Consider the following 21,547-nt stretch of genomic DNA (forward strand, 5'->3'; position numbering starts at 1 on the left):
CGACACGCTCGACGGCGGCGATGGCATCGATACGGCGGTCTTCGCGGGTCCCGCGTCGAACTACATCATCACCGGGGTGCTGGGTGGCGCCATGACTATTGCCGGCGCCGGCGTTGACACCTTGAACGGGATCGAGCGCCTGCTGTTTGACGGTGTCGCCTACGGCTCGCCGACGGAGGGACCGGACACCCTGTTGGGCGGGAATCTCGCTGATATGCTTGGGGGCCTGGGCGGCGATGACAATCTCCAGGGTCTCGGCGGCGACGACCTGCTGTCCGGCGGAGCGGGCGCCGACGATCTGGTCGGCGGCGACGGCGGCGACCTGCTCGACGGAGGGACCGGAGCGGACCAGCTGGCCGGCGGGGCCGGCGACGACCGCTATGTGGTCGACAACATTGCCGATCAGGTCACCGAGGCCTTGAGCGAAGGCGATGACCTGGTCAGCGCCAGCATCAACCATACGCTGGCCGACAATGTCGAGCGGCTGACGTTGCTGGCGTCGGCGGCGATCAACGGAACCGGCAACGGGCTGGACAACACCCTGACCGGCAACGGCGGGATCAACAGCCTGTCGGGGCTGGATGGTGACGACACGCTGCTGGGACTGATCGGGGCCGACGTGCTGCTCGGAGGGGCCGGCGACGACCTGCTGGACGGCGGAGCGGGCGCCGATCAGATGACCGGCGGCGCGGGCGACGATCGCTATGTCGTCGACGCCGCCACCGACAAGACCAACGAAGCTCCCGGTGAGGGAACCGATCACGTCATTTCATCGGTCAGTTGGACGCTTGGCGAGAATATCGAGAACCTGACTCTGACCGGACTGAACGCCGCGCGGGGCTACGGCAACGCCCTAGACAATGTGATCGTCGGCAATGAGCGGACCAATGACCTGCGCGGGTTCGACGGGGACGACAGCCTGGACGGCGGCGAGGCGGCCGACAGCCTGGATGGCGGCGCGGGAGATGACCTGCTGGCCGGCGCCGGCGGCATCGATCGCATGTTCGGCCAGGCCGGCGACGATGTCCTGCACGGCGGCCTGGCGGCCGACCTGCTGGAGGGCGGCGACGGGGCCGACCGGCTGGATGGCGGCGGCGGGGCCGACCAAATGAAGGGCGGAGCGGGCGACGACGTATTTGTCGTCGACGCCGCGACCGACAAGCCGACCGAACTGGCCGGGGCCGGAACCGACACAGTGGAGGCCAGTCTGTCCTGGACGCTGGGAGGCCATCTGGAGAACCTGGTCCTGGTCGGCAACGGCGCGGCGCGCGGCTATGGCAACGCGCTCAACAACACGATCCTGGGCAGCGCCCGCAGCAGCGACCTCAAGGGTCTGGACGGGGATGACTTGCTGGACGGGGCTGAGGGCGCCGACACTCTGGATGGCGGGGCGGGAACCGATATCCTGATCGGCGGCATCGGCAACGATCGGCTGACCGGCGGAACCGGGGCCGACCTGTTCAAGGCGGTTCAGGCCTCGGTCGGCCTTTCGACCCTGCTGCAGACCAAGGATGTCGATACCGTAACCGATCTATCTTTCGGCCAGGGCGACGTGCTGGACCTGTCGGCCATCGACGCCAACGCCGGGCTGGCGGGCGACCAGGCGTTCGTGTTCGTGACCAGCTTCAGCAATACCGCCGGCCAGGCGCGGATGACCTATTCGGCCGGGGCCAATGTCTCCACCCTGGTGCTGGACGTCGATGGCGACGGCAAGGCCGACTACCAGATCTCGCTGACCGGCAACCATCTGGCGTCGACGGGTGACCTGAGCACCGGGGCCGGCGACGGCGGCTGGGTGCTGTAGCCTCAGGCCGGATCGAACCGGCGCAGCAGCTCGGCCAGCTCCGGCTCGGCGACGAGGTCGGCGGCCTCCTGGGGCGAGTACCAGCGGCGGTCCCGCTCGGCGGCCTCGGGCCAGTCGTCGCGCATCACGGTGACCTCGAGGGGGTAGACCTTGACCCGGCAGGGGCGGTCGGCGCCGTCCTTCATCCGCTTAAGGTAGCTGTAGCCTCCGATCGGGACCGGACCGATCAGGCCCTTTACCCCGGCCTCTTCCCAGGCCTCGGTGGCGGCGGCCTCGGCGTCGGACTTGTAGGGCATGGGCCAGCCCTTGGGAGAGACCCAGCGCCGGGTCTCGCGGCTGGTCACCAGCAGCACCTCAAGGACGCCGCCGACGCGGCGCCACGGCAGGGCCCCGACCTGATGCGCCTCACCCGTCACTTGAGGAACAGCCCGCCCAGCAGGCAGGCGGCGGCGCCCATGATGGCGGCGGCAGGCATGGTGATGAACCAGGCGGTGACGATCCCCCGGGCCACGTTCCAGCGCACGGCCGAGGCGCGCCGGGCGGCGCCGACGCCGACGATGGCGCCGGTGATGGTGTGGGTGGTCGAGACCGGGATGCCCATGCCGGTGGCCATGAACAGGGTGATGGCCCCGCCGGTCTCGGCGCAGAAGCCCTGTTGCGGCGTCAACCGGGTGATCTTCGAGCCCATGGTGTGGACGATACGCCAGCCGCCGAAGAGGGTTCCCAGCGCAATGGCCGCCTGACAGGTGATGACCACCCAGAAGGGCACGTGGAACTCACCGCCCAGCATGCCGCGCGAGTAGAGCAGGACAGCGATAATGCCCATGGTCTTCTGGGCGTCGTTGCCGCCGTGGCCCAGGCTGTAGGCGCTGGCCGAGACGAACTGCAGGCTCCGGAACACCTTGTCGGCGAAATGCGGATTGGCCTTCACGAAGATCCAGCTGACCAGCAGCACAAGGGTCAGGGCGAGGGCGAAGCCGACGGCCGGCGACAGGAAGATGGCGAACACCGTCTTGGTCACCCCGGCGGCGACCACCGCGCCGAAGCCGGCCTTGGCGATGCCGGCCCCCAGCAGGCCGCCGACCAGGGCGTGCGAACTGGACGAGGGGATGCCGCGCAGCCAGGTGATGACGTTCCAGGCGATGGCCCCGACCAGGGCCCCGAAGATCACCTTGTCGCTGATCACATCGGGCGAGATGATCCCCTTGCCGATGGTGCCGGCCACATGCAGGCCGAAGAACAGGAAGGCGATGAAGTTGAAGAAGGCCGCCCAGCCGACCGCATAGGCCGGCGGCAGCACCCTCGTCGCCACGATGGTGGCGATCGAGTTGGCGCTGTCGTGCAGCCCGTTCAGGAAGTCGAACAGCAGGGCGACGCCGATCAGGAAGACCAGCACGATGAGGGCGGCGTCCATGTCCGTTTCCCGCCCCTACAGGTGCTCGACCAGCACGCCGTTGATGTGATTGGCCACGTCCTCGAAGCGGTCGACGACCTTTTCCAGGTGATCGTAGATCTCGGCCCCGATGATGAATCCGAGCGCGTCTCCACCCTTGCCCTTCTGGGCCTGGTACAGCGCCTTCATGCCGGCGTCGTAGAGGTCGTCGCTGCGGCTCTCCAGCTTCGCGATCTGCTCGGTCAGGACGTTGAGCCGGGCCTGGTTGCGGGTCATGTCCGGCAGCAGGCTGATGGCCTCGACGGTCAGGGCGGCGGCCTCGATGGCGATGTCGCCAAGCTCGCGCATATGAGGCTCGAAGTCGCGCACCTCATAGAGGGTGACGGCCTTGGCGGTCTTCTGCATCTGGTCGACGGCGTCGTCGAGGCTGTTGGTCAGCCGCCGGATGTCGGAGCGGTCGAAGGGGGTAATGAAGCTGCGCCGCACGGCTACCAGCACCTGGCGGGCGACATCGTCAGCCGCGTGCTCGGCCGTCACGATATCGGCGCAAGCGGCTACCGTCCCCTCCCCGCCGTCGAGCATCCGCCGCAGGGCCGCGGCCCCGGCCACCAGGGTGTCGGCGTGGGCGGCGAACAGGCGGAAGAAGTTGTCTTCCTTCGGCAGCAGGGCCTGGAACCAGCGGAGCATGAAGGAGCCTCGTCGTGTCGCGGAGAGCGGCGAACGGCTCTTAGCCCATCGGGAAGGATTCGTCAGTGCGCGGACCGTCTCGCCTAGAAGTCGATCGAGATGGTCACCCGGCGGTTCAGCGGCTCCTTGACGCCATCGCCGGTGGCGACCGCCGGTTCGGCCTCGCCCTTCCAGTCGACGGCGAGGCTGGAAGGGGCGATGCCGCTGGCCACCAGACTGTCGGCGACGACCTTCGCTCGCCGCTGTGACAGGCCGACGTTGTAGCCGGCGCGGCCTTGTGTGTCGGCGTGACCGACGACCTGAATCCGGCTGGCGTCGCCCTGGGCATAGGCGGCCGCCTCGGAGACCACCGCCTGGGCTTCGGGGACCAGCGCCGTCCCGTCGAAGGTGAAATAGACGATGAACTCGCGCGCCTCATAGACGGGCGGCGGCGGTAGCGGTGGAGGTGGAGGTGGAGGTGGAGGTGGAGGCGGTGGCGGTGGCGGTGGAGGTGGTGGTTCGGGGATCGGAGGCGGCGGTGATTCAGGCGTCGGGGTCGGGGGCGCCGGAGGCGACGGTCCCTCGGTGTATTCGGGCCCGAGCGGCGGGTCGACGGGCCGGGGGTCAACCGGCAACGGCGGCAGGACCGGCGGCAGGACCAATGGCGGGCGGGGCGCGTACTTGGCAGCAGGCGCAGGTCGGATATGCGGCGCCGGCCTGGACGTCTCACCCCCCGGGCGCGACGGAAGGCTGGGGTTTGCCGTAGGCCCCGAGGGCCTGGGCGCAGGGCCGGCCGAAGCTGGACGGTCGTCGGTGGCCGAAGGGGCAGCCGACGGCAAGTCCAACGATATGTTCTCGGACTTCGGGGAGCCACGCTGGCCGTTGCCAATCGTCAGGGCCAGCGCCGCGATAGCGACGACCGCTGCGACCGCCGCAAAGATGCCGATCCGGCTTTGCCTTGGCGCAGGCGCGGATGCAGGCGGCGCAGGAGGACTCGGCGCTAACGGCGGCGGCGGCGCCGCGACGACCGTCTTCGGCGCGAAGACTTCCATGTCGGCGCCGCGTCGGCAGTAGAGGACCGGGGTGGTCATGGCACTGAGGAAATTGCCGCGCAGCATATGGCGGGCATTGGTCACGGCGACATCGACCGGATCGCCCTGCAACAGGCTGGCATAGAAGGCCCTGGAGAAGGTCAGGGCGGCCTTGTCGCCAATCCGGCGCTGCATGGCGACAACCATGGGCACGCCGCGCTGGACAAGCGCCTGGGCCACGCCGCCAAGCGCGTCCTCCTTCGGCGAAGCGCCACCCTCGCAGGTGTTCAACACAACGAGGTGCGGCGGGTCATTGCGGAAATACTCGGCAATCTCGGTGGCCGGACATTTTCGGATGACCGCCGGATCGTCGGGATCGTGAAGGTGCAGATAGCCTTCTTCCCCATCGACACTGCCGTGACCGATGTAGTGGAAAATCTGCGGTCTGGTGTTGGTGATCGCCTCAAGCAACTGCCCGGCGTCGGGCGAATGAACAGGTGCGGCAACCTTCAGGCCGACCTCGGCCGCCTTGGTCCGGATTCCCTCGACCAGGCCCTTGAGGTCCTCGACTTCCCGGTTGGCGTCGAGGGTCGCCCCCGGGTTGGCAACGGCGATGAGCAGGCTGAACGGGGGCTCCACCGGCTTGGGAGCGTCGGCCTCCGACAGCGGCAGCAGCATCCTGTGCATCGGCGTCCGCGCGTCGGAGCCCAGCCACCGTTTGTCATTCGGATCGTAGAGCGCTTCCCAGGGCACCGCAAACAACTTGCTGGCGCTGTTCTCGATTTCGAGTTGAATGCGGACGCGCGACGGCTCTCCCGATGGAGGCGCCCCCGTTTCGGTTGGCTCGACCAGCAGGTCGGAAATGGTCTGGCTGTTGTCCCTCAGCAGCGCTTCGTGGAGCACTTCGCCGAAGGCTCGCAGCGTACCGGAATCGGCCTCCTGCAGCGCGGCCCCCAAGGCATCGGCAGGCGCGCCGCGGACGACGCCCCGGGCAGCGAAGAAGTCCAGGTTGTCGAGGTCCGGCGGTAGCCGGCAAGGCATTTCGTTGTAGACCTTGCCCGGACGCTCGAGGCGCACGAGGTAGAGCCCTCCCGGCCCCTCCCTGATCCTGATGGTCACCGTCGTCCGCATGACCGGCCCCCGCCCGACAGGTCAACATTGCACAGGACGACTGGACAATCCACAGGCGAAAGGTGCTTAGTATCACGACGTTATCCAAGCGAGTGGGGGCGGTCGTGGCGAACGTGAACCTGGGGGACGGGATCGCTCTGGAACTGCCGGAGGACGTGGTGGCCGTTCAGGCCGCACCGGCCTCGCCCACGCGACGCGGCGGGCTGTCGGGCTCCAGTCTCGACGCCTCGATTGATGAAGCCCTGCTCGGCGCCGACTTCCAGATCGTCAAGGATTTCGAACTTCGGCCGGCGCCGGCCGCGCGGGATGACGACGGCCGCCGCCTGCGCCGAACCGCGCCCCAGGACCCGGTCCGCCTGAACCTCGCGGTCGAGCCGGGGGTCGATGCGGTGGTGCTGCTGGAGACCGAAGGCGGCGTGCTGAGCTGGTTGCGGCCGGACGAGGCCATGCCCGACCGCCGGGGCGGCGAAGCGGTGATGACCTTCACCCTGGCCCAGCCCGGCCATGTGACCGAACGGGGCCGGCGCAGTCTGCTGGGCTGGCTCGGTGAACGGCTGCTGGAGCCGATCCGCGTGCGGGTGCTCAAGTTCGTCGCCCTCACGGCCATCGAGGCGCTGAAGAACCACATCGAGGGCGATCTCGCCGAGGGCCTGGTCATCCTGGGCGATGACGTGGCGGGATGGACCGCGCAAGGCCTTGCGCCCCCGGTGGCGCAGGACAGCCCGGCCCGGGTGCTGTTGATGGTGCACGGCACCTTCTCGACGACCATCGGGTCTTTCCAGGCGCTGACCACCACGGACGAGGGACGCCGGTTCCTGGACGAGGCGAGGGACCGTTACGATGTCATCCTGGGGTTCGACCACAAGACCCTGGACAAGGACCCCGACCAGAATGCGCAGGACATCCTCGAGGCGTTGAAGGGGCTGCCGCAAGACAGCATGATCGACGCCATCGCCTACAGCCGTGGCGGGCTGGTCCTGCGGGCCCTGACCGAACGCTACGCCCCGGCCGACCGGCCCGACCTGAGCTTCCGCCACTCGATCTTCGTCGGCTGCACCAACGGCGGCACGACCCTGGCCGAGCCGCGGAACTGGCAGGCGATGGTCGACCTCTACAGCAACCTGTTCGCCGCCGCCGGCCGGCTGTTCACCCTGGTCTCCGGCGCCGCCGTAGCGCCGGTCGTCAGTATCGCGCTGAAGACTCTGGCCCGCTTCGTCCAGATCCTGCCGCAGGTGGCCATAACCGAAGGCGCGGTCCCCGGACTCAAGGCCATGCAGCCCAGGCCCGGGACCTATGTCGCCGGCCTCAACGACGCCACCTCCGTCCTGCCCAGTGTCGGCAGCTATGGCGTCATCTCGTCGGACTTCGAGCCCAGGATCGAACTGTCCAAGGGGCTGACCGGAGAACTGGTGGAGTTCCTGGCCGACGGGTTGGTCGACCATCTGCTGGCCCAGGACAACGACCTGGTGGTCCACACCGCCGCCATGGACGATTTCGGATCGCGGGAACCCCTGCTGGACCCCGGCCGCAATCGCCGGCTGGATCCGGCCGACACCATCTATCACACCATCTATTTCGCCTCGCCAAAGGTCGCCGACCAGCTGCGGGAATGGCTGATGCCGACGGCGCGGATGGTTGAGCCCGAGATCGACCTGTCGCCGCGCCGCGGCGGCGACTTCGGGATACGGATTGAGGCCATGGGAGCGCCGGGCGGCGCTCCCGGGATGGACTTCGGCCTCGACAACATTGTCATAGCCGCCGGCCCTCCGACGGCGGCCGCGGCGGAGCCTGAGCGTGGCCCTGTCCCGGAGCCCGCACGCGCGCCCTACCACTTCGCGGCCGAGACCAACCCTTCGCCGTCGCTGTCCACGGCGACGCCGCTGTTCGTCACCCTCTCGCGGGAGCTGATCCAGGTCGCCGCCCATGCCGGCGCCGCCGCCTTGGCCGATCCCGTGGCGGTCGATCTGACCCGCCGCGTGAAGATCCTCGTCATTCCCCTGCAGAACTGCGAGGTCGTCGGCGAGGCGAGCATCGAGGTCGATCCGCCCGAGCGCGGCCTGACCCAGCGGTTCATGATCCAGGGCCTGGCCGCCGGACGGGCCAAGGTGCTGGTCGAGGCCCGCCAGGGCGCGGCGATCCTGGCCGCCTTCGCCCTGGAGCCGACCTTCGTCGATGACCGGGCCGAAAAGCTGACCGCCTCCGCGAGCCTCAGCCCGACGCCAGTCGGCCAGCCGGTGCCGACCATGCTGCGGATCTACGAGCTGCGCGGCAACGGCGACAGCGTGACCCTGCGGTTCGACCTGTCCAGCGACGCCCCGAACATCAACGAGATCGCCCACAGCGAGACCGCGCTCGACGTCGATGATCTGTCGGCCTTCTCAGCCGACTTCCTGGCCCAGTTCGAGGAGTCCTGGACTCGGTACCCGCATGTCTATGACGACTTCCTGGCCGACTTCCAGGACTTCGCGGCCAGCAAGGCCCGCGACCTGATCCCCGAAGACATCCGCCAGGCGCTGTGGAGGCACCGTGGACAGATCAAGGCCATTCAGGTGCTGTCGGACACGCCTCATATCCCGTGGGAGCTGCTGGTCATCAAGGACCCGGCCGGCGTCGAGCCCGAGGGGCGGTTCCTGAGCGAATGGGGCCTGTTCCGCTGGATCTACGGCGCGCCCTGGCCGAGCCGCGAGCTGCCGATGCGCCCGGGCAAGATCCGCTATGTGATCCCGGAGTATCGCAACCCCGCCAACCGCCTGCCCGGGGCCCAGGCTGAACTCGACATGCTGAAGCGGCGCTTCAGCGACCCGCAGGCCGTCGAGGCGAGCAGTCAGGGCGTCCGCCGCTTCCTGGCCCGGGAGGCCGCCGACTGCGACGTGCTGCATTTCGCCTGCCACGGACAGGCCATCCAGAACGCGGTGCTGAAGTCCGACCTGCTGATGATGGGCATCGACACCCCGGCGGGCGTGAAGGAGGACACACTGATCTACGACACTGTCGAGGAGCATGCACGGTTCGGCCCGAACGGGCCCAGCGGCCTGGTCTTCATCAACGCCTGCCAGACCGGCCGCGACGGCAAGGGGCTGGCCGGCCCGGTGGGGTTCGCCGAGTCCTTCATCAAGCCGGCGTCCCGGCAGGGCGCGGCGGCCTTCATCGGCGCCCTGTGGTCGGTGGGCGATACCCTGGCGCTGACCTTCGCCGACACCCTCTACAACCACCTTCTGACCGTGGAGGGCGCGACCCTGGTGGACGCGGTCCATGCGGCCCGGGAGGAATGCAAGAAATCCAAGCAGGATTTCACCTGGCTGGCCTATTCCATCTATGGCGCGCCCTTCGCCAAAAGGGTGGGGTGATGGTCTATCAGGTCGCCATCAGCATCGGGGTCGGCAAGCCGGGCGGCCGGGCCCTGGCCCACCTGCCCGGGGCCGTGAATGGGGCTGAGCTGTTTGCGGCCTGGGCCGAGGCCAACGGCTACAAGACGGCGCTGGTCACCGACCGCGACGGGACGCCGGTCACCGCCGACAGCCTCTCGGCGAAGATTCAGCCGCTGCTCGACGAGGACAGGATCGATCGGATCATCCTCTACTTCGCCGGTCATGGCGCCTCGCTCGGGGACGAGGACTATTGGCTGCTGACCGACTGGAACAGCCGCGGCACCGAGGCCATCCATGTCGCGCATCTTCGGCGCTATCTCGACGCCTACCAGCCCAAACAGATCGCCCTGATCGGCGACGCCTGCCGCACCACCGGCAAGCTGTTCAATCATCTGCTGGGCAATCCCATCGTCCGCTGGCCGGCCACCGAATGGAAAAAGGCGGCGCAGGTCGAAACCTTCAAGGCCGCCAGCCTGGGCGATCCGGCCTACATGAAGGCCGATCCCGACCCGCAAAAGGCGCGCTGCCTTTTCACCGAGTTGATGCTGTCGGCGCTGAACGGCGCGGAGACCGCTGCGGTCAAGGAACGGGACGGCGCGCGGGTTGTCACCAGTGTCACCCTGGCCGAATTCCTCGAAGAGGCCGTCAGCGAGGAAGGGGGCCGTCTGAAACTGACGGTCCGGCCGGATATCCAGACGGGGTTCCGGGAGCCGGCTGACATCTATGCAACCCTACCCCCGCTCCGCCGGCGGCATGTCTTCGGCGCCGCGAAGGCGGCGGACCTGACCTTCATCCCCGAGTTCGAAGCGCCGGCGGGCCTGGTCTTCGAGGCCGAGCGCCGGCTGGTGGATGACCTGGCGCAGGCCGAGGCGGATCGGCTGAAGGCGGCTTTCGAGCGGGAGCGGGCCCTTGATCGGCGGATGACCCACGCCGAGACCGGGGCCGGCGTCTCGGTGATCGGCGCGCGGGTCCTGGACCTGGTCACCTCGCCCGGAAGCGTCCCGCTCCATGACCAGCCGAACCCGGACCGAAGCGGCCACTGGTTTACCCTCGCGGACGTCGGCCAGGGCCAGTTGACGACGGCGGCCTCGGTCGGGTTCGACCTGGGCGGCAAGGGCTGGATCTTCGGCTGCGCCTACCCGCGGGGCATGTTGACCCTGACCGTCGCCGACGACGGCGCCGTCACCGCGATGATGCGGACCAGCGGGTACCAGCCGTCCGGCGGGCCCGACGAGTTCACCACGACCGAGGATGTCCTGGCCCGCCTGGTCGCCGGCCTGCTGACCAGCTCGAACGCCCTCGACGCAGCGGTCGAGCTGCGCGAGATCAAGCACGTCGATCCGGTGCGCGGCATCCTGGCGGCCTACCTCTACGACCGGGTCGGGGACATCGACAGCATCCGCCAGATCGCGTCGTTCTATCACCAGGCCGGTCAGGCCATTCCCTTCGAGGTCGCCCTGCTGGGGCGTCTGTCCGGTGAACGGGCGCCGGGCGGCTATCGGGTGACGGTGCCCGCAACGCCGGGGCGCGAACCCCGGACCGACAAGGAACAGCAGCGGGACTACCTCTTCTACCGGACTTCGGAGATTGCGGACGCCGTGGTCGGCGGCGCCTTCCCCCTGATGCGCCAGGGTTGGGGCCTGCTGTCGACCAGCCGCCTGCCGGTCGATCCCCGCCTGCCCCCGCTGTTCAAGGGCCTCACCCATTCCCCCTTCACCGCCATGAACGGCCCGCAGGGCCGCAAACTGGCCGACCTCATCCAGGAAGGAGCCGCATGATGCGCCTGATCCTCGTCCACGGCATCAATCAGGAAAAGACCGACGAAGCCGCCCTGCGCGAGGTCTGGCTCAAGGGTCTGCGCGAGGTCGCCGGGAAGGCTGCCTGGCCCGCCCCGGTGGAGGTGGCCCTGCCCTTCTACGGCAAGATCCTGGCCGACCTGACCAAGGCCGGAAAGGCGGGTGACGCGGTCGCCCAGGGCGGGGGTGAGGACGACGGCGTCTCGGCGGAGAGCGAGGAATTCGCCGCCGACTATGCCGCCCAACTGCAGGCCCGGCTGGGCATCACCGACCAGCAGGTGAACGAGGCCATGGCGGCGCCGGGCAGCGAAATCGTCGTCGAGCAGGGCCCGATCTATCACAACCGCTACCTCAAGGGGGTGATGAAGGTGGTCCAGGCCGTCTCGCCCTTCCACGGCGATGTGGCGTTGAAGCTGCTGGCCCAGGCGCACGCCTATCTCAAGTATCCGCACGTGGCCAAGGCGGTCGACGCGGCGGTGGCGCCGGCCCTGAGCCAGCCCGGCCCGATGGTGGTGATCGCCCATTCCCTGGGCACCATCGTCACCTACAAGCTGCTGCGGGAGATGGGCCGGGCCGGCAAGCCGGCCGATGTCGCCCTCTATCTGACCCTCGGCTCGCCCCTGGGCATCGAGTCCGTCAAGAAGAGCCTGAAGCCCGGGCTGAAGAAGCCGGGCGGCGTGGCCCAGTGGGTCAACGGCGGCGACCCGGACGACTTCGTCGCCCTGGAGACCCGCCTGTACGGCATCTACGGCCCGGAGGTCCGCGACCTGGCCGGCATCCGCAACGGTGACGACGACAAGCATTCGATCACCGACTACCTGGCCAACAAGGTGGTCCATGCCGAGGTGCTGAAGGCCCTGCCCTGACCGGCGCCCCCGTATTGTGTGGAAGACTCGGGGTGGGCCCGCGCTCTAGGCTGACGAAAAGGCGGCCGCGCGACTGGACACCGCGCGCGCCGCTTCCCAGCTAGAGGGATCACCGGCGCCTCGGCCGGTCCCGACCAGGAGCGCCCCATGGCCGACCAGCCCGCCGAAACCCCGCCCGCCAACCACCCGGAGGGCTATGAGCCGGCCAGGGTCTGGACGTGGAACAAGGAGAACGGCGGCCGCTTCGCCGCCATCAACCGCCCCATCGCCGGCCCCACCCACGACAAGGACTTGGCCGTAGGCAAGCACCCGCTACAGCTCTATTCCCTGGCCACGCCCAACGGCGTGAAGGTGACGGTGATGCTGGAGGAGCTGCTGGCGCTTGGCCACGCGGGCGCCGAGTACGACGCCTGGCTGATCAAGATCAACACGGGCGACCAGTTCTCCAGCGGCTTCGTCGCCGCCAACCCCAACTCCAAGATCCCGGCCCTGGTCGACCGCAGCGACCCGGACAAGCCGATCCGGGTGTTCGAGAGCGGCGCCATCCTGATCCACCTGGCCGAAAAGTTCGGCGAATTCCTGCCCACCGACCCGGCGGCCCGGGCCGAGACCCTCAGCTGGCTGATGTGGCAGATGGGCAGCGCCCCCTACCTGGGCGGCGGCTTCGGCCACTTCTACGCCTACGCCCCGTTCAAGATCGAATACGCCATCGACCGCTTCGCCATGGAGGTGAAACGCCAGCTGGACGTGCTCGACCGGCGCCTGGGCGAAGCCGAGTACCTGGCGGGCGACGCCTACACCATCGCCGACATGGCCGTCTGGCCCTGGTACGGCGCCCTGGCCAAGGGGCTGGTCTATGAGGCGGGGGAGTTCCTGCAGGTCAGTGAGTACAAGAACGTGCAGCGCTGGACCGACCAGATCGCCGCGCGGCCGGCCGTGAAGCGCGGGCGGATGGTCAACCGGGTGATGGGCGACCCGGCGAGCCAGCTGTGGGAGCGGCATGACGCGTCGGATTTTGAGACGAAGACGGGGGATAAGCTCCAGGCGAGGGACTGATTGGCGACTCCCGCAGCAGCGCATAAGTTGCGCCGATGAATCCCGTCGAGATCGAAGAAGCCGTTTCGAACCTTGCGCTTGAGCCGTTCGATCGGGCCGAGTTCCCGTTCCAGTTCCTCCGGGCCTTCGACAACCCCGAGACCACGATCAAGCGCCTCCGCACGGGCAACACCAACCAGTCCGATGTCCCCGGCGGCGTGCTTCAGACGAAGAACATCCACATCGCGACCTGTGGGCCCGGTGAGGTGGATGCGACCCTGAAGGCGCTGCGCGAGAGCCCCAAGACGACCTCGGCGAAGGCCAAGTTCATCCTGGCGACCGACGGGCAGGCGTTTCAGGCCGAAGATCTGAACGGTGGCGGGACGGTGGCGTGCACCTACGCCGAATTCCCCGACCACTTCGGGTTCTTCCTGCCCCTAGCCGGTATCACGACGGTCCGGGAAATTCAGGAAAGCTCCTTCGACGTTAAGGCGACGGGTCGCCTGAACCGGCTCTACATCCAATTACTGAAGGAGAACCCCGACTGGGCGAAGGCCGAGCGCCAGCACGACATGAACCACTTCATGGCGCGGCTGATCTTCTGTTTTTTCGCTGAGGACACCGACATCTTCCTCACCGAGGGCCTGTTCACGAGAACGGTCGAACAGATGTCGGCGGGCGATGCAGCTAGCACCCACACTGTCATCGGCGAGATTTTCCGGGCGATGGACACCAAGCCCGAGGAGCGTGAGGCGGCGGGCCTGCCGCGCTACGCAACCAAGTTCCCGTATGTTAACGGCCAGCTATTCAGCGGCGGCACCGACGCGCCCCGGTTCAGCAAGGTGGCGCGGTCCTACCTCCTGCACATCGGCAGCCTGAACTGGCGCAAGATCAACCCGGACATCTTCGGATCGATGATCCAGGCGGTCACCGACGACGAGCAACGCGGCTCGTTGGGCATGCACTACACCAGCGTCCCGAACATCCTGAAGGTACTTAATCCACTCTTCCTCGACGACCTGCGCCAGCAGCTTGAGGAGGCAGGAGACAACGGGCGCAAGCTCCTGAACCTACGCAACCGCATGGCCAGAATCAGGGTGTTTGACCCGGCCTGTGGCTCCGGCAACTTCCTCGTAATCGCCTACAAGGAGATGCGGGCGATCGAGGCCGAGATCAACAAGCGCCGAGGCGATCCCGACCGGCGATCCGACATTCCCCTGACCAACTTCCGGGGCATCGAGCTTCGCGACTTCCCGGCGGAAATCGCGCGACTCGCGCTGATCATCGCCGAGTATCAGTGTAACGTGCTCTGTCGAGGGCAAAAGGAAGCGGTGGCCGACTTCCTGCCCCTCGGGTCCGAGAATTGGATCACCTGTGGCAACGCTCTGCGCCTGGACTGGCTGAGCATCTGCCCCCCTACCGGCACGGGTGTGAAGGTCACCTCCGACGATCTTTTTCAGACCCCGCTCGATCAGGCCGCGATCGACTTCGAGAACGAGGGTGGCGAGACCTACATCGCTGGTAACCCGCCGTATATCTGGTCAAATGATCAGACGTCGGAGCAAAAGGACGATCTACTATATCTTCAGTCACCTTACGGCGGGTCGAGTAAAATACTCGACTACGTTTCGGGGTGGTTGTTAAAATTTGTAGAGTACTCGCGCTATTCTCACTCTTGCGCCGCCCTCGTTACAACGAATTCCATCACACAAGGCAGTCAAGTTGATGCTTTGTGGCGGATCGTCTTTGCGCAGGGCGTGCAGATCACGTTCGCACATACCGCCTTTAAGTGGAGCAACTTGGCGAAGTCTAATGCCGGAGTCTCTTGCGTCATTATCGGCTTGGGTCGCGATGTCCGCGGCCCCCGGCACCTCTATGACGGGATCAATCTCAAGCTAGCGGAAAACATTTCTCCTTACCTGCTGCCGATGGAGAACGTGTGGATTTCCAAGTCTTCTTCGCCGCTCAATGGGTTGGAGCCGATGATGAAGGGCAGCCAGCCGACCTGCGGTGGCGGGCTTATCTTGAGTCACTTGGAAGTGGGCAACATGCAACCGGAAAGCCGGGGCCGGTTCGTCAAGCGTCTGATCGGAGCCGACGAGATCGCCAGTGGTGCGATTCGATACTGTCTATGGATTCCTGATCAAGACAGTCAATCGGCAAAGACAGACGCATTTATCGCCTCTCGCCTGAGAGCGGTGGCCACAGCGCGCGCTCAGAGCGCTAAGGAGGCCACCAAAGGATTTGCTGACAGGCCCCACCGCTTTACCGAAATAAGGCGAACCGATGAGCGCTTTGTTGCGGTTCCATGCGTCTCGTCCGAGGGGCGAGAGTATCTCACTCCCATATATCTTGACAGCCACAGCATCATTACGAATCGATGCTTCGGCCTCTACGGCGTTTCTCTTTGGTATTTCGCGATCATAGCATCACGAATACATTGGCTTTGGGTCGAGACTTCCAGCGGAAAACTGGAAACGCGCCTGAACTACTCGAACACGCTTTCTTGGAATACCTTCCCTGTTCCAAGGCTTACGGGGCAGAATCGAGCCGACCTTACCCGGTGCGCCAAGAACATCCTCCTCGCCCGCGAGGCCCACTTCCCCGCCACCATCGCGGAGCTCTACGACCCCGAGAAGATGCCAGATGACCTTCATCGCGCCCATGAGGCGAATGACGAGATGCTCGAGCGCATCTACATCGGCCGGCGTTTCCGAAACGACACCGAGCGCCTGGAAAAGCTGTTCGAACTCTACACCAAGATGACCACCAAGCCCGGTGGACCGAAGAAAGTTGCCGCCTGAGCATGACCACGGCCAAACCGATCCCAGCCGTCAGCTTCACGACGGCCCGCACTGGCGCATCGGCCAAGGCGAACGAGATGGGCATGCGCCCCATGCAGGAGCGCGCCTACGCCAAGCGGGGCGAGCACTATCTCCTCATCAAATCGCCGCCCGCGTCGGGGAAGTCGCGAGCCCTGATGTTCATTGCGCTCGACAAGCTCTACGAGCAGGGTCTCAAGCAGGCGATCATCGTCGTTCCGGAGAAGTCGATCGGCGGCAGCTTTGCCGACGAGCCCCTGACGAAGTTCGGCTTCTGGGCCGACTGGACGGTTAAGCCGCAGTGGAACCTGTGCAACGCACCGGGGCCAGACGAGGAGCGCGTCGATCCCTCGAAGGTGCGCGCCGTCGGCCAGTTCCTCGCCAGCGACGAAAAGGTGCTGGTCTGCACTCATGCGACGTTCCGGTTCGCGGTCGATCAGCTCGGCGTGGAAGCCTTCGACGACCGTTTGATCGCCGTTGACGAGTTCCATCACGTATCGGCCAATCCCGACAACCGCCTGGGAAGCCAACTCGCGGACTTCATGAAGCGCGACAAGGCCCACATCGTGGCAATGACGGGGAGCTATTTCCGGGGCGACGCCAACCCCGTCCTGATGCCGGAGGACGAGGCGAAGTTCGAGACGGTCACCTACACCTACTACGAACAACTGAACGGCTATGAACACCTCAAGACGCTGAACATCGGCTACTTCTTCTACACGGGCCGGTATCTCAGCGCGATCGAGGCCGTGCTCGACCCGACCAGGAAGACGATCGTCCATATCCCTTCAGTGAACTCCCGCGAGAGCACCGCGGACAAGATCAAGGAGGTGGAGCACATCATGCACTGCCTCGGCGAATGGCTCGGGGCCGATCCCGTCACCGGCTTCCATCGGGTGAAGGCGGCGGACGGCAGGCTCATCAAGATCGCCGATCTGGTCGATGACAGCGATCAGGCGAGACGCAGCAAGGTGGTGACGGCGCTGAAGGACCCGGCGCACAAGAACGACCGCGACCATGTGGACATCATCATCGCGCTCGGCATGGCCAAGGAAGGCTTCGACTGGATCTGGTGCGAGCACGCGCTGACGGTCGGCTATAGATCCAGCCTGACCGAGATCATCCAGATCATCGGGCGGGCAACCCGTGACGCGCCGGGCAAGGAGAGCGCGACCTTCACCAACCTGATCGCCGAGCCGGACGCATCCGAAGCCGCCGTCGTCGATGCGATCAACGACACTTTGAAGGCCATCGCAGCGAGCCTGTTGATGGAGCAGGTTCTCGCCCCGCGCTTCAACTTCACGCCGAAGGACCACGGCCCGATCAAGGACTTCGACTACGTAGGCGGCTACACGCCGGGCGAGACGAACGTCGGGGTCAACGAGGCGACCGGCCAGCTTCACTTCGAGATCGGCGGTCTCGTCGAGCCCAAGAGTCCGGAGGCCGCGCGCGTCTGTCGCGAGGACCTGAACGAGGTCATCACCGCCTTCGTCCAGGACAGGGCCGCGCTGGAGCGGGGCATGTTCGACGAAGAGATGGTGCCGGAAGAGCTTACCCAGGTCCGCATGGGCAAGATTGTCCGCGACAAGTATCCCGACATGACCCCCGAGGATCAGGAGGCCATCCGTCAGCACGCGGTGGCCGTCCTGAATCTGACGCAGAGAGCCAAGGAACTCGCCTCGGGCGATGACGGCGGCCAGGGGGAGACCAGGGCGAACACCGCCCTGCTCGACGGCGTCCGAAAGTTCGCGATGGATGTGCGCGATCTCGACATTGACATGATCGACCGTATCAACCCGTTCGCAGCGGCATACGCCGTGCTTGGGAAGGCGATGGATGCGGCGGTGCTGAAGCAGGTGCAGGCAGTGATCTCGGCCAAGCGCACCACGCTGTCGCCCGAGGAGGCCAGGGACTACGCCGCTCGCGCCGTGCGCTTCCGTCGCGAGCGAGGACGCTCGCCCTCGATCGAGGCCGCCGACGAGTGGGAGAAGAAGCTGGCCGAGGGGGCCGCCGCCTTCATGCGATACGATCGTGAAGGCCGATATGGTTGACCTGAGCCTCGACGACCTGCGCGCCGAACTGGCCGACTTCGCTCCAGCCGAGGCGAAGAAGGCGACCTATACGCCGCGCGAGGAACGGATCATCGCCGGGTTCGAGGACATCGCCCGCTTCTTCGAGGAGCACGGGCGCGCGCCCCTGCATGGCGAGGAGCGGGATATCTTCGAGCGCCTCTATGCGGTGCGCCTCGATCGCCTGCGCGAGCTTGAGGAGTGTCGGACGCTGCTCGCGCCATTCGACAAACACGGCCTTCTCGACGCCGCGTCGAAGACCGTCGAACCGGAGGAGATGGACCTCGATAGCTTGCGGGCGGAACTGACCGGATCGGATGCGCCGGACATCACCACGCTGCGTCATGTGCCTTCCCGCGAAGAGCGCCGGGCCGCCGAGGAGATCGCCAACCGCGAGCGGTGCGCCGACTTCGACAAGTTCGAGCCTCTGTTCGTCCAGGTGCAGCAGGACCTCAATGCCGGGCGGCGGGAGACGCGTCCGTTCGTTCGCGACGCTGGTTTCCAGAAGGCCGACATCCGCGCGGGCGAGTTCTTCATCCTGGGCGGGCAGATCGCCTACGTCGCCGCCGTTGGAGAACCGATGAAAGCCCCCAACGGCGAAACCGATGCGCGCCTGCGGGTGATCTACTCGAACGGCACGGAGAGCGACCTTCTCCTGCGGTCGTTGCAACGCGCGCTCTACAAGGATGAGGTGGGTCGCCGGATAACGGAGCCGGAAGCTGGTCCCCTGTTTTCGGGCGTGTCCGATGGCCCGGCGCCGATCTTCGCCAGCGAGACTGAAGAAGGTGATGTCGAGACTGGCACGATCTATGTGTTGCGGAGCAAGTCCGATCATCCTTTCGTCTCCGAGCATCGGGAGGTGATCCATAAGATCGGTGTAACCGGTGGCCCAGTCGAGGCCCGGCTGTCGGGTGCGGACCGAAGCGCGACCTACCTTTTGTCCGACGTGGAAGTCGTCGCCACCTACACGCTCTACGGCGTCAATTGCCGGAGACTAGAGGCCCTGCTCCACAAGGTGTTTGCGCCGGCGTTACTCGACATCACACTTGAGGATCGCTTCGGCTTTTCTGTGAAACCGCGGGAGTGGTTTCTTGTGCCGCTAGCTGTCATCGATGATGCAGTGGCACACGTGCGCGATGGCACTATCGTCGGGCTCCAATACGATCCTGCTGTTGGTCGCCTTTCCTCCTAGACATCTCCTTCAGGCCGACGCTCCCTTCATCCGACCCTGCTACGCCAAGGCTCCGCAAGGCACCTTCTTCCGACGAGCGGGAGAAGGATTGCCGCCCCCAAAATGCGATAATACTCCCCCGCTTCGATAAGCGGCTCCCCTCCCCTCATCCCGGAGCCCGCCCTTGCCCATATCCCCCAGCGCAGCCCCGCCGTTCAGGCCGCTCAGCCCACTGCAGCAACGGTTCGTACAGGAGTATCTGATCACCGGGACGGCCACCGCGGCCGCGCGACGGGCCGGTTACTCCGAGTCCACCGCAAGGCACTCGTCGTCCGCTCTCCTGCACCGTCCGGCCATTCAGGCCGCCATCGCGGCCGAGAGGGCGCGGCGGGCGGCGCCGTTGACGCGGGAGGCGGCGATCGAGGGGCTGAGGGCGATCGCCTCGGCCAATGTGCTGGACTATGCGCGGCCCGGGAAGGACGGGGCGCTGGAGCTGGATCTGTGGCGGCTGGAGCGGGATCGGGGGGCGGCGATCGAGACGGTGCTGAAGATCCTGGAGGCCGAGGAGGCGGGGCGGCGGATGACCGCCGGCCAGGCGCGGATCGATGCGGCGCTGAAGGCGCGGGAGGCGCGGCTGGATGCGTTGGCCGAGGACCTGGACGCCGAGCGGGAGGCGCTGGACGAGGATCGGGCGCGGATCATCCGGGACGGACAGCGGCTGGAGCAGCGGCTGTTCGAGCTGGCGGCGGCCGGCGGGGGCTGAGGCGGGGGCGCGGTGTGGCTTGGCCTGGCCTGGCTGGGGCGACCCACCAGATCGGGGGGTGCGGAGCCGGCGGATTGGTGGTTGGGTGGGGCTTGAGGGACAGGGCTGGAGGAGCATGGCGATGCGCAATCTGTGGATGGGATTGGCGGCGGCAGCCGTGGTGGCGAGCGCGCCGGCCGCTTTCGTGGCCGGGCCGGCCTGGGCGGCGAGCTGGAGCTGGCTGAACGAGACGACCGAGAAGTTCGCGGTCGAGATGCCCGGGACGACGACGGTGCGGCGCTGGGACCAGGACGTCGGGGGCGGGACGAAGATCCCGACGACGGAATACAGCATGAAGGCCGACGGGCGGGAGTGGATCGCCGGGACCGGCTTCTTCGGCATCGAGGCCACCGAGGCGCAGCTGGAGCCGGCGCTGGCGGCGGCGATCGACGGGGTGGTGGCCAGCGACAAGGGAACGCAGAGCTGGCGGCGGACGGTGCGGGTGTCGGGCCGGCTGGCGCTGGAGGCGGAGTACAGCTTCGTCAAGGACGGGGCGCCCTGGCGCGGCCGCGTGGTGGCGACGTTCGGGAACCAGCGGATGTACAGCCTGTTGCTGCGCGAGCCGGCGCGGCTGCCGGCGGCGGACCAGGAGCGGGCGGTGAAGAGCTTCAAGCTGCTCTGACAACGGGCTCCGGGGGGCGCCGGTGAGGGGTGGACGAAGCCACGGGGGCCGCCGATGATCGGGGGCTGGAAGCTGTGGAGGCGGTCTTGAAATCATCCCTGTTGGCGGGCGCGCTGTGCGGCGCGGCTCTGATGTTGGCGGCGGCGGTTCCGGCCGGGGCGGCGGGGGCCGCGGGCGTGAAGCTGTACACCATGGACTGCGGGACGATTTCCGTGCCCGACGCCGACTGGTTCGCCGATGACGGGGCCTACAAGGGGGTGTCGCGGGACCTGATCGTGCCCTGCTATCTGATCCGCCATCCCAAGGGCGACCTGATCTGGGACGTCGGCGTGCCGCAGGCCATCGCCGACCTGCCGGGCGGCAAGGGCCCGGAAGGGGTCACGGTGCGGCGCAAGCTGACCGACCAGCTGGCGGAGCTGGGATTGGCGCCGGCCGACATCGAGTATCTGTCGGTGTCGCACAGCCATTTCGACCATATCGGCAACGGCGGGCTGTTCGCGGCCTCGACCTGGATCGTCGATGCGGATGAGAAGGCCCATGCCTTCCGCCCCGAGGCGCGGGCCGATGCGCAGACGTTCGGCTTCTATTCGGCGCTGGAGACGGCGCCGACGAAACTGCTGGGCGACGATAGCGACTACGATGTGTTCGGCGACGGGTCCGTGGTGCTGGTCGCCACGCCGGGCCATACGCCGGGACACCGGGTGCTGCTGGTGCGGCTGGACAAGGCCGGGCCGGTGCTGCTGACCGGCGACATGTGGCACCTGGCCGAGAGCCGGACGGGGCGCAAGGTGCCCAGGTTCAATGTCGACCGGGCCAAGACCCTGGAGGCGATGGACAAGGTCGAGGCCCTGGCCAAGGCGACCGGGGCGCGGGTGGTGCGCGAGCATGTCATCGAGGATTTCGAGGGCATGCCGAAGTTCCCGGGCGCGCTGGAGTGAGGACCTGGGGCGCCGTAGCCTTGGGCCGCGTTT

14 protein-coding genes and 2 pseudogenes are annotated in these 21,547 nt (G+C 67.0%); 11 read left to right on the forward strand and 5 right to left on the reverse strand.

Translation table 11 applies throughout. The annotated features are described in order from the left end of the window. Positions 1–1,804, forward strand: a 1,804-nt coding sequence (locus AC2YG9_RS18905; protein ID WP_487299549.1) for a calcium-binding protein, incomplete at its 5' end; no start/stop codon positions are given. 2 nt (positions 1,805–1,806) lie between these two features. Here AC2YG9_RS18905 and AC2YG9_RS18910 read toward each other — a convergent pair. From AC2YG9_RS18910 to AC2YG9_RS18930, 5 genes and pseudogenes are all read right to left on the reverse strand, one after another. Continuing rightward, on the reverse strand, positions 1,807–2,220 hold the full coding sequence (locus AC2YG9_RS18910; RefSeq protein WP_487299550.1) for an NUDIX hydrolase: 414 nt from the start codon (positions 2,218–2,220) through the stop codon (positions 1,807–1,809). Next, positions 2,217–3,218 (reverse strand): anion permease, encoded by a 1,002-nt coding sequence (locus AC2YG9_RS18915; protein WP_487299551.1) that lies wholly within the window; start codon positions 3,216–3,218, stop codon positions 2,217–2,219. Before AC2YG9_RS18915 ends, AC2YG9_RS18910 begins: the two co-directional genes overlap by 4 nt. Positions 3,219–3,233: 15 nt before the next feature. Then, positions 3,234–3,884 carry a DUF47 domain-containing protein gene (locus tag AC2YG9_RS18920; RefSeq protein WP_487299552.1) on the reverse strand — a complete coding sequence of 217 codons (651 nt, stop codon included), beginning with the start codon at positions 3,882–3,884 and terminating at the stop codon, positions 3,234–3,236. An 83-nt stretch (positions 3,885–3,967) separates the two neighbouring features. Continuing rightward, a pseudogene (locus tag AC2YG9_RS18925) lies at positions 3,968–4,402 on the reverse strand (OmpA family protein); the annotation flags it as partial. 582 nt (positions 4,403–4,984) lie between these two features. Further along, a pseudogene (locus tag AC2YG9_RS18930) lies at positions 4,985–6,025 on the reverse strand (CHAT domain-containing protein); the annotation flags it as partial. A gap of 104 nt (positions 6,026–6,129) precedes the next feature. Between AC2YG9_RS18930 and AC2YG9_RS18935 the strand changes: the two are divergent. From AC2YG9_RS18935 to AC2YG9_RS18980, 10 genes are all read left to right on the forward strand, one after another. Then, entirely contained in the window at positions 6,130–9,372 is a 3,243-nt protein-coding gene (locus tag AC2YG9_RS18935) for a DUF7379 domain-containing protein (RefSeq protein ID WP_487299553.1), read from the forward strand. Then, positions 9,372–11,171: a hypothetical protein gene (locus tag AC2YG9_RS18940; protein WP_487299554.1), complete on the forward strand. Its 1,800-nt coding sequence runs from the start codon at positions 9,372–9,374 to the stop codon at positions 11,169–11,171. Before AC2YG9_RS18935 ends, AC2YG9_RS18940 begins: the two co-directional genes overlap by 1 nt. Beyond that, a complete protein-coding gene (locus tag AC2YG9_RS18945) occupies positions 11,168–12,055 on the forward strand; it encodes a hypothetical protein (RefSeq protein WP_487299555.1) in 888 nt (295 codons plus the stop codon). The genes AC2YG9_RS18940 and AC2YG9_RS18945 overlap by 4 nt, the downstream gene beginning before the upstream one ends. Positions 12,056–12,202: 147 nt before the next feature. Then, the gene (yghU, locus tag AC2YG9_RS18950) at positions 12,203–13,111 is read left to right on the forward strand and encodes a glutathione-dependent disulfide-bond oxidoreductase (RefSeq protein ID WP_487299556.1); all 909 of its coding nucleotides are present in this window, start codon (positions 12,203–12,205) and stop codon (positions 13,109–13,111) included. Between the two features lie 35 nt (positions 13,112–13,146). Further along, the gene (locus AC2YG9_RS18955) at positions 13,147–15,894 is read left to right on the forward strand and encodes a class I SAM-dependent DNA methyltransferase (protein ID WP_487299557.1); all 2,748 of its coding nucleotides are present in this window, start codon (positions 13,147–13,149) and stop codon (positions 15,892–15,894) included. Between the two features lie 2 nt (positions 15,895–15,896). Continuing rightward, positions 15,897–17,963, forward strand: a complete 2,067-nt coding sequence (locus AC2YG9_RS18960) for a DEAD/DEAH box helicase (RefSeq protein WP_487299558.1) — start codon at positions 15,897–15,899, stop codon at positions 17,961–17,963. Beyond that, positions 17,956–19,173: a GIY-YIG nuclease family protein gene (locus AC2YG9_RS18965; RefSeq protein ID WP_487299559.1), complete on the forward strand. Its 1,218-nt coding sequence runs from the start codon at positions 17,956–17,958 to the stop codon at positions 19,171–19,173. The genes AC2YG9_RS18960 and AC2YG9_RS18965 overlap by 8 nt, the downstream gene beginning before the upstream one ends. 163 nt (positions 19,174–19,336) lie before the next feature. Continuing rightward, the gene (locus AC2YG9_RS18970; RefSeq protein ID WP_487299560.1) at positions 19,337–19,915 is read left to right on the forward strand and encodes a terminase small subunit; all 579 of its coding nucleotides are present in this window, start codon (positions 19,337–19,339) and stop codon (positions 19,913–19,915) included. A gap of 121 nt (positions 19,916–20,036) precedes the next feature. After that, positions 20,037–20,576 (forward strand): hypothetical protein, encoded by a 540-nt coding sequence (locus AC2YG9_RS18975; RefSeq protein WP_487299561.1) that lies wholly within the window; start codon positions 20,037–20,039, stop codon positions 20,574–20,576. Positions 20,577–20,662: 86 nt separating this feature from the next. Then, positions 20,663–21,514 carry an N-acyl homoserine lactonase family protein gene (locus AC2YG9_RS18980; RefSeq protein WP_487299562.1) on the forward strand — a complete coding sequence of 284 codons (852 nt, stop codon included), beginning with the start codon at positions 20,663–20,665 and terminating at the stop codon, positions 21,512–21,514. The last annotated feature ends 33 nt before the right edge of the window (positions 21,515–21,547 follow it).

It is taken from the genome of Caulobacter sp. SRI_014 (genome assembly GCF_057586315.1).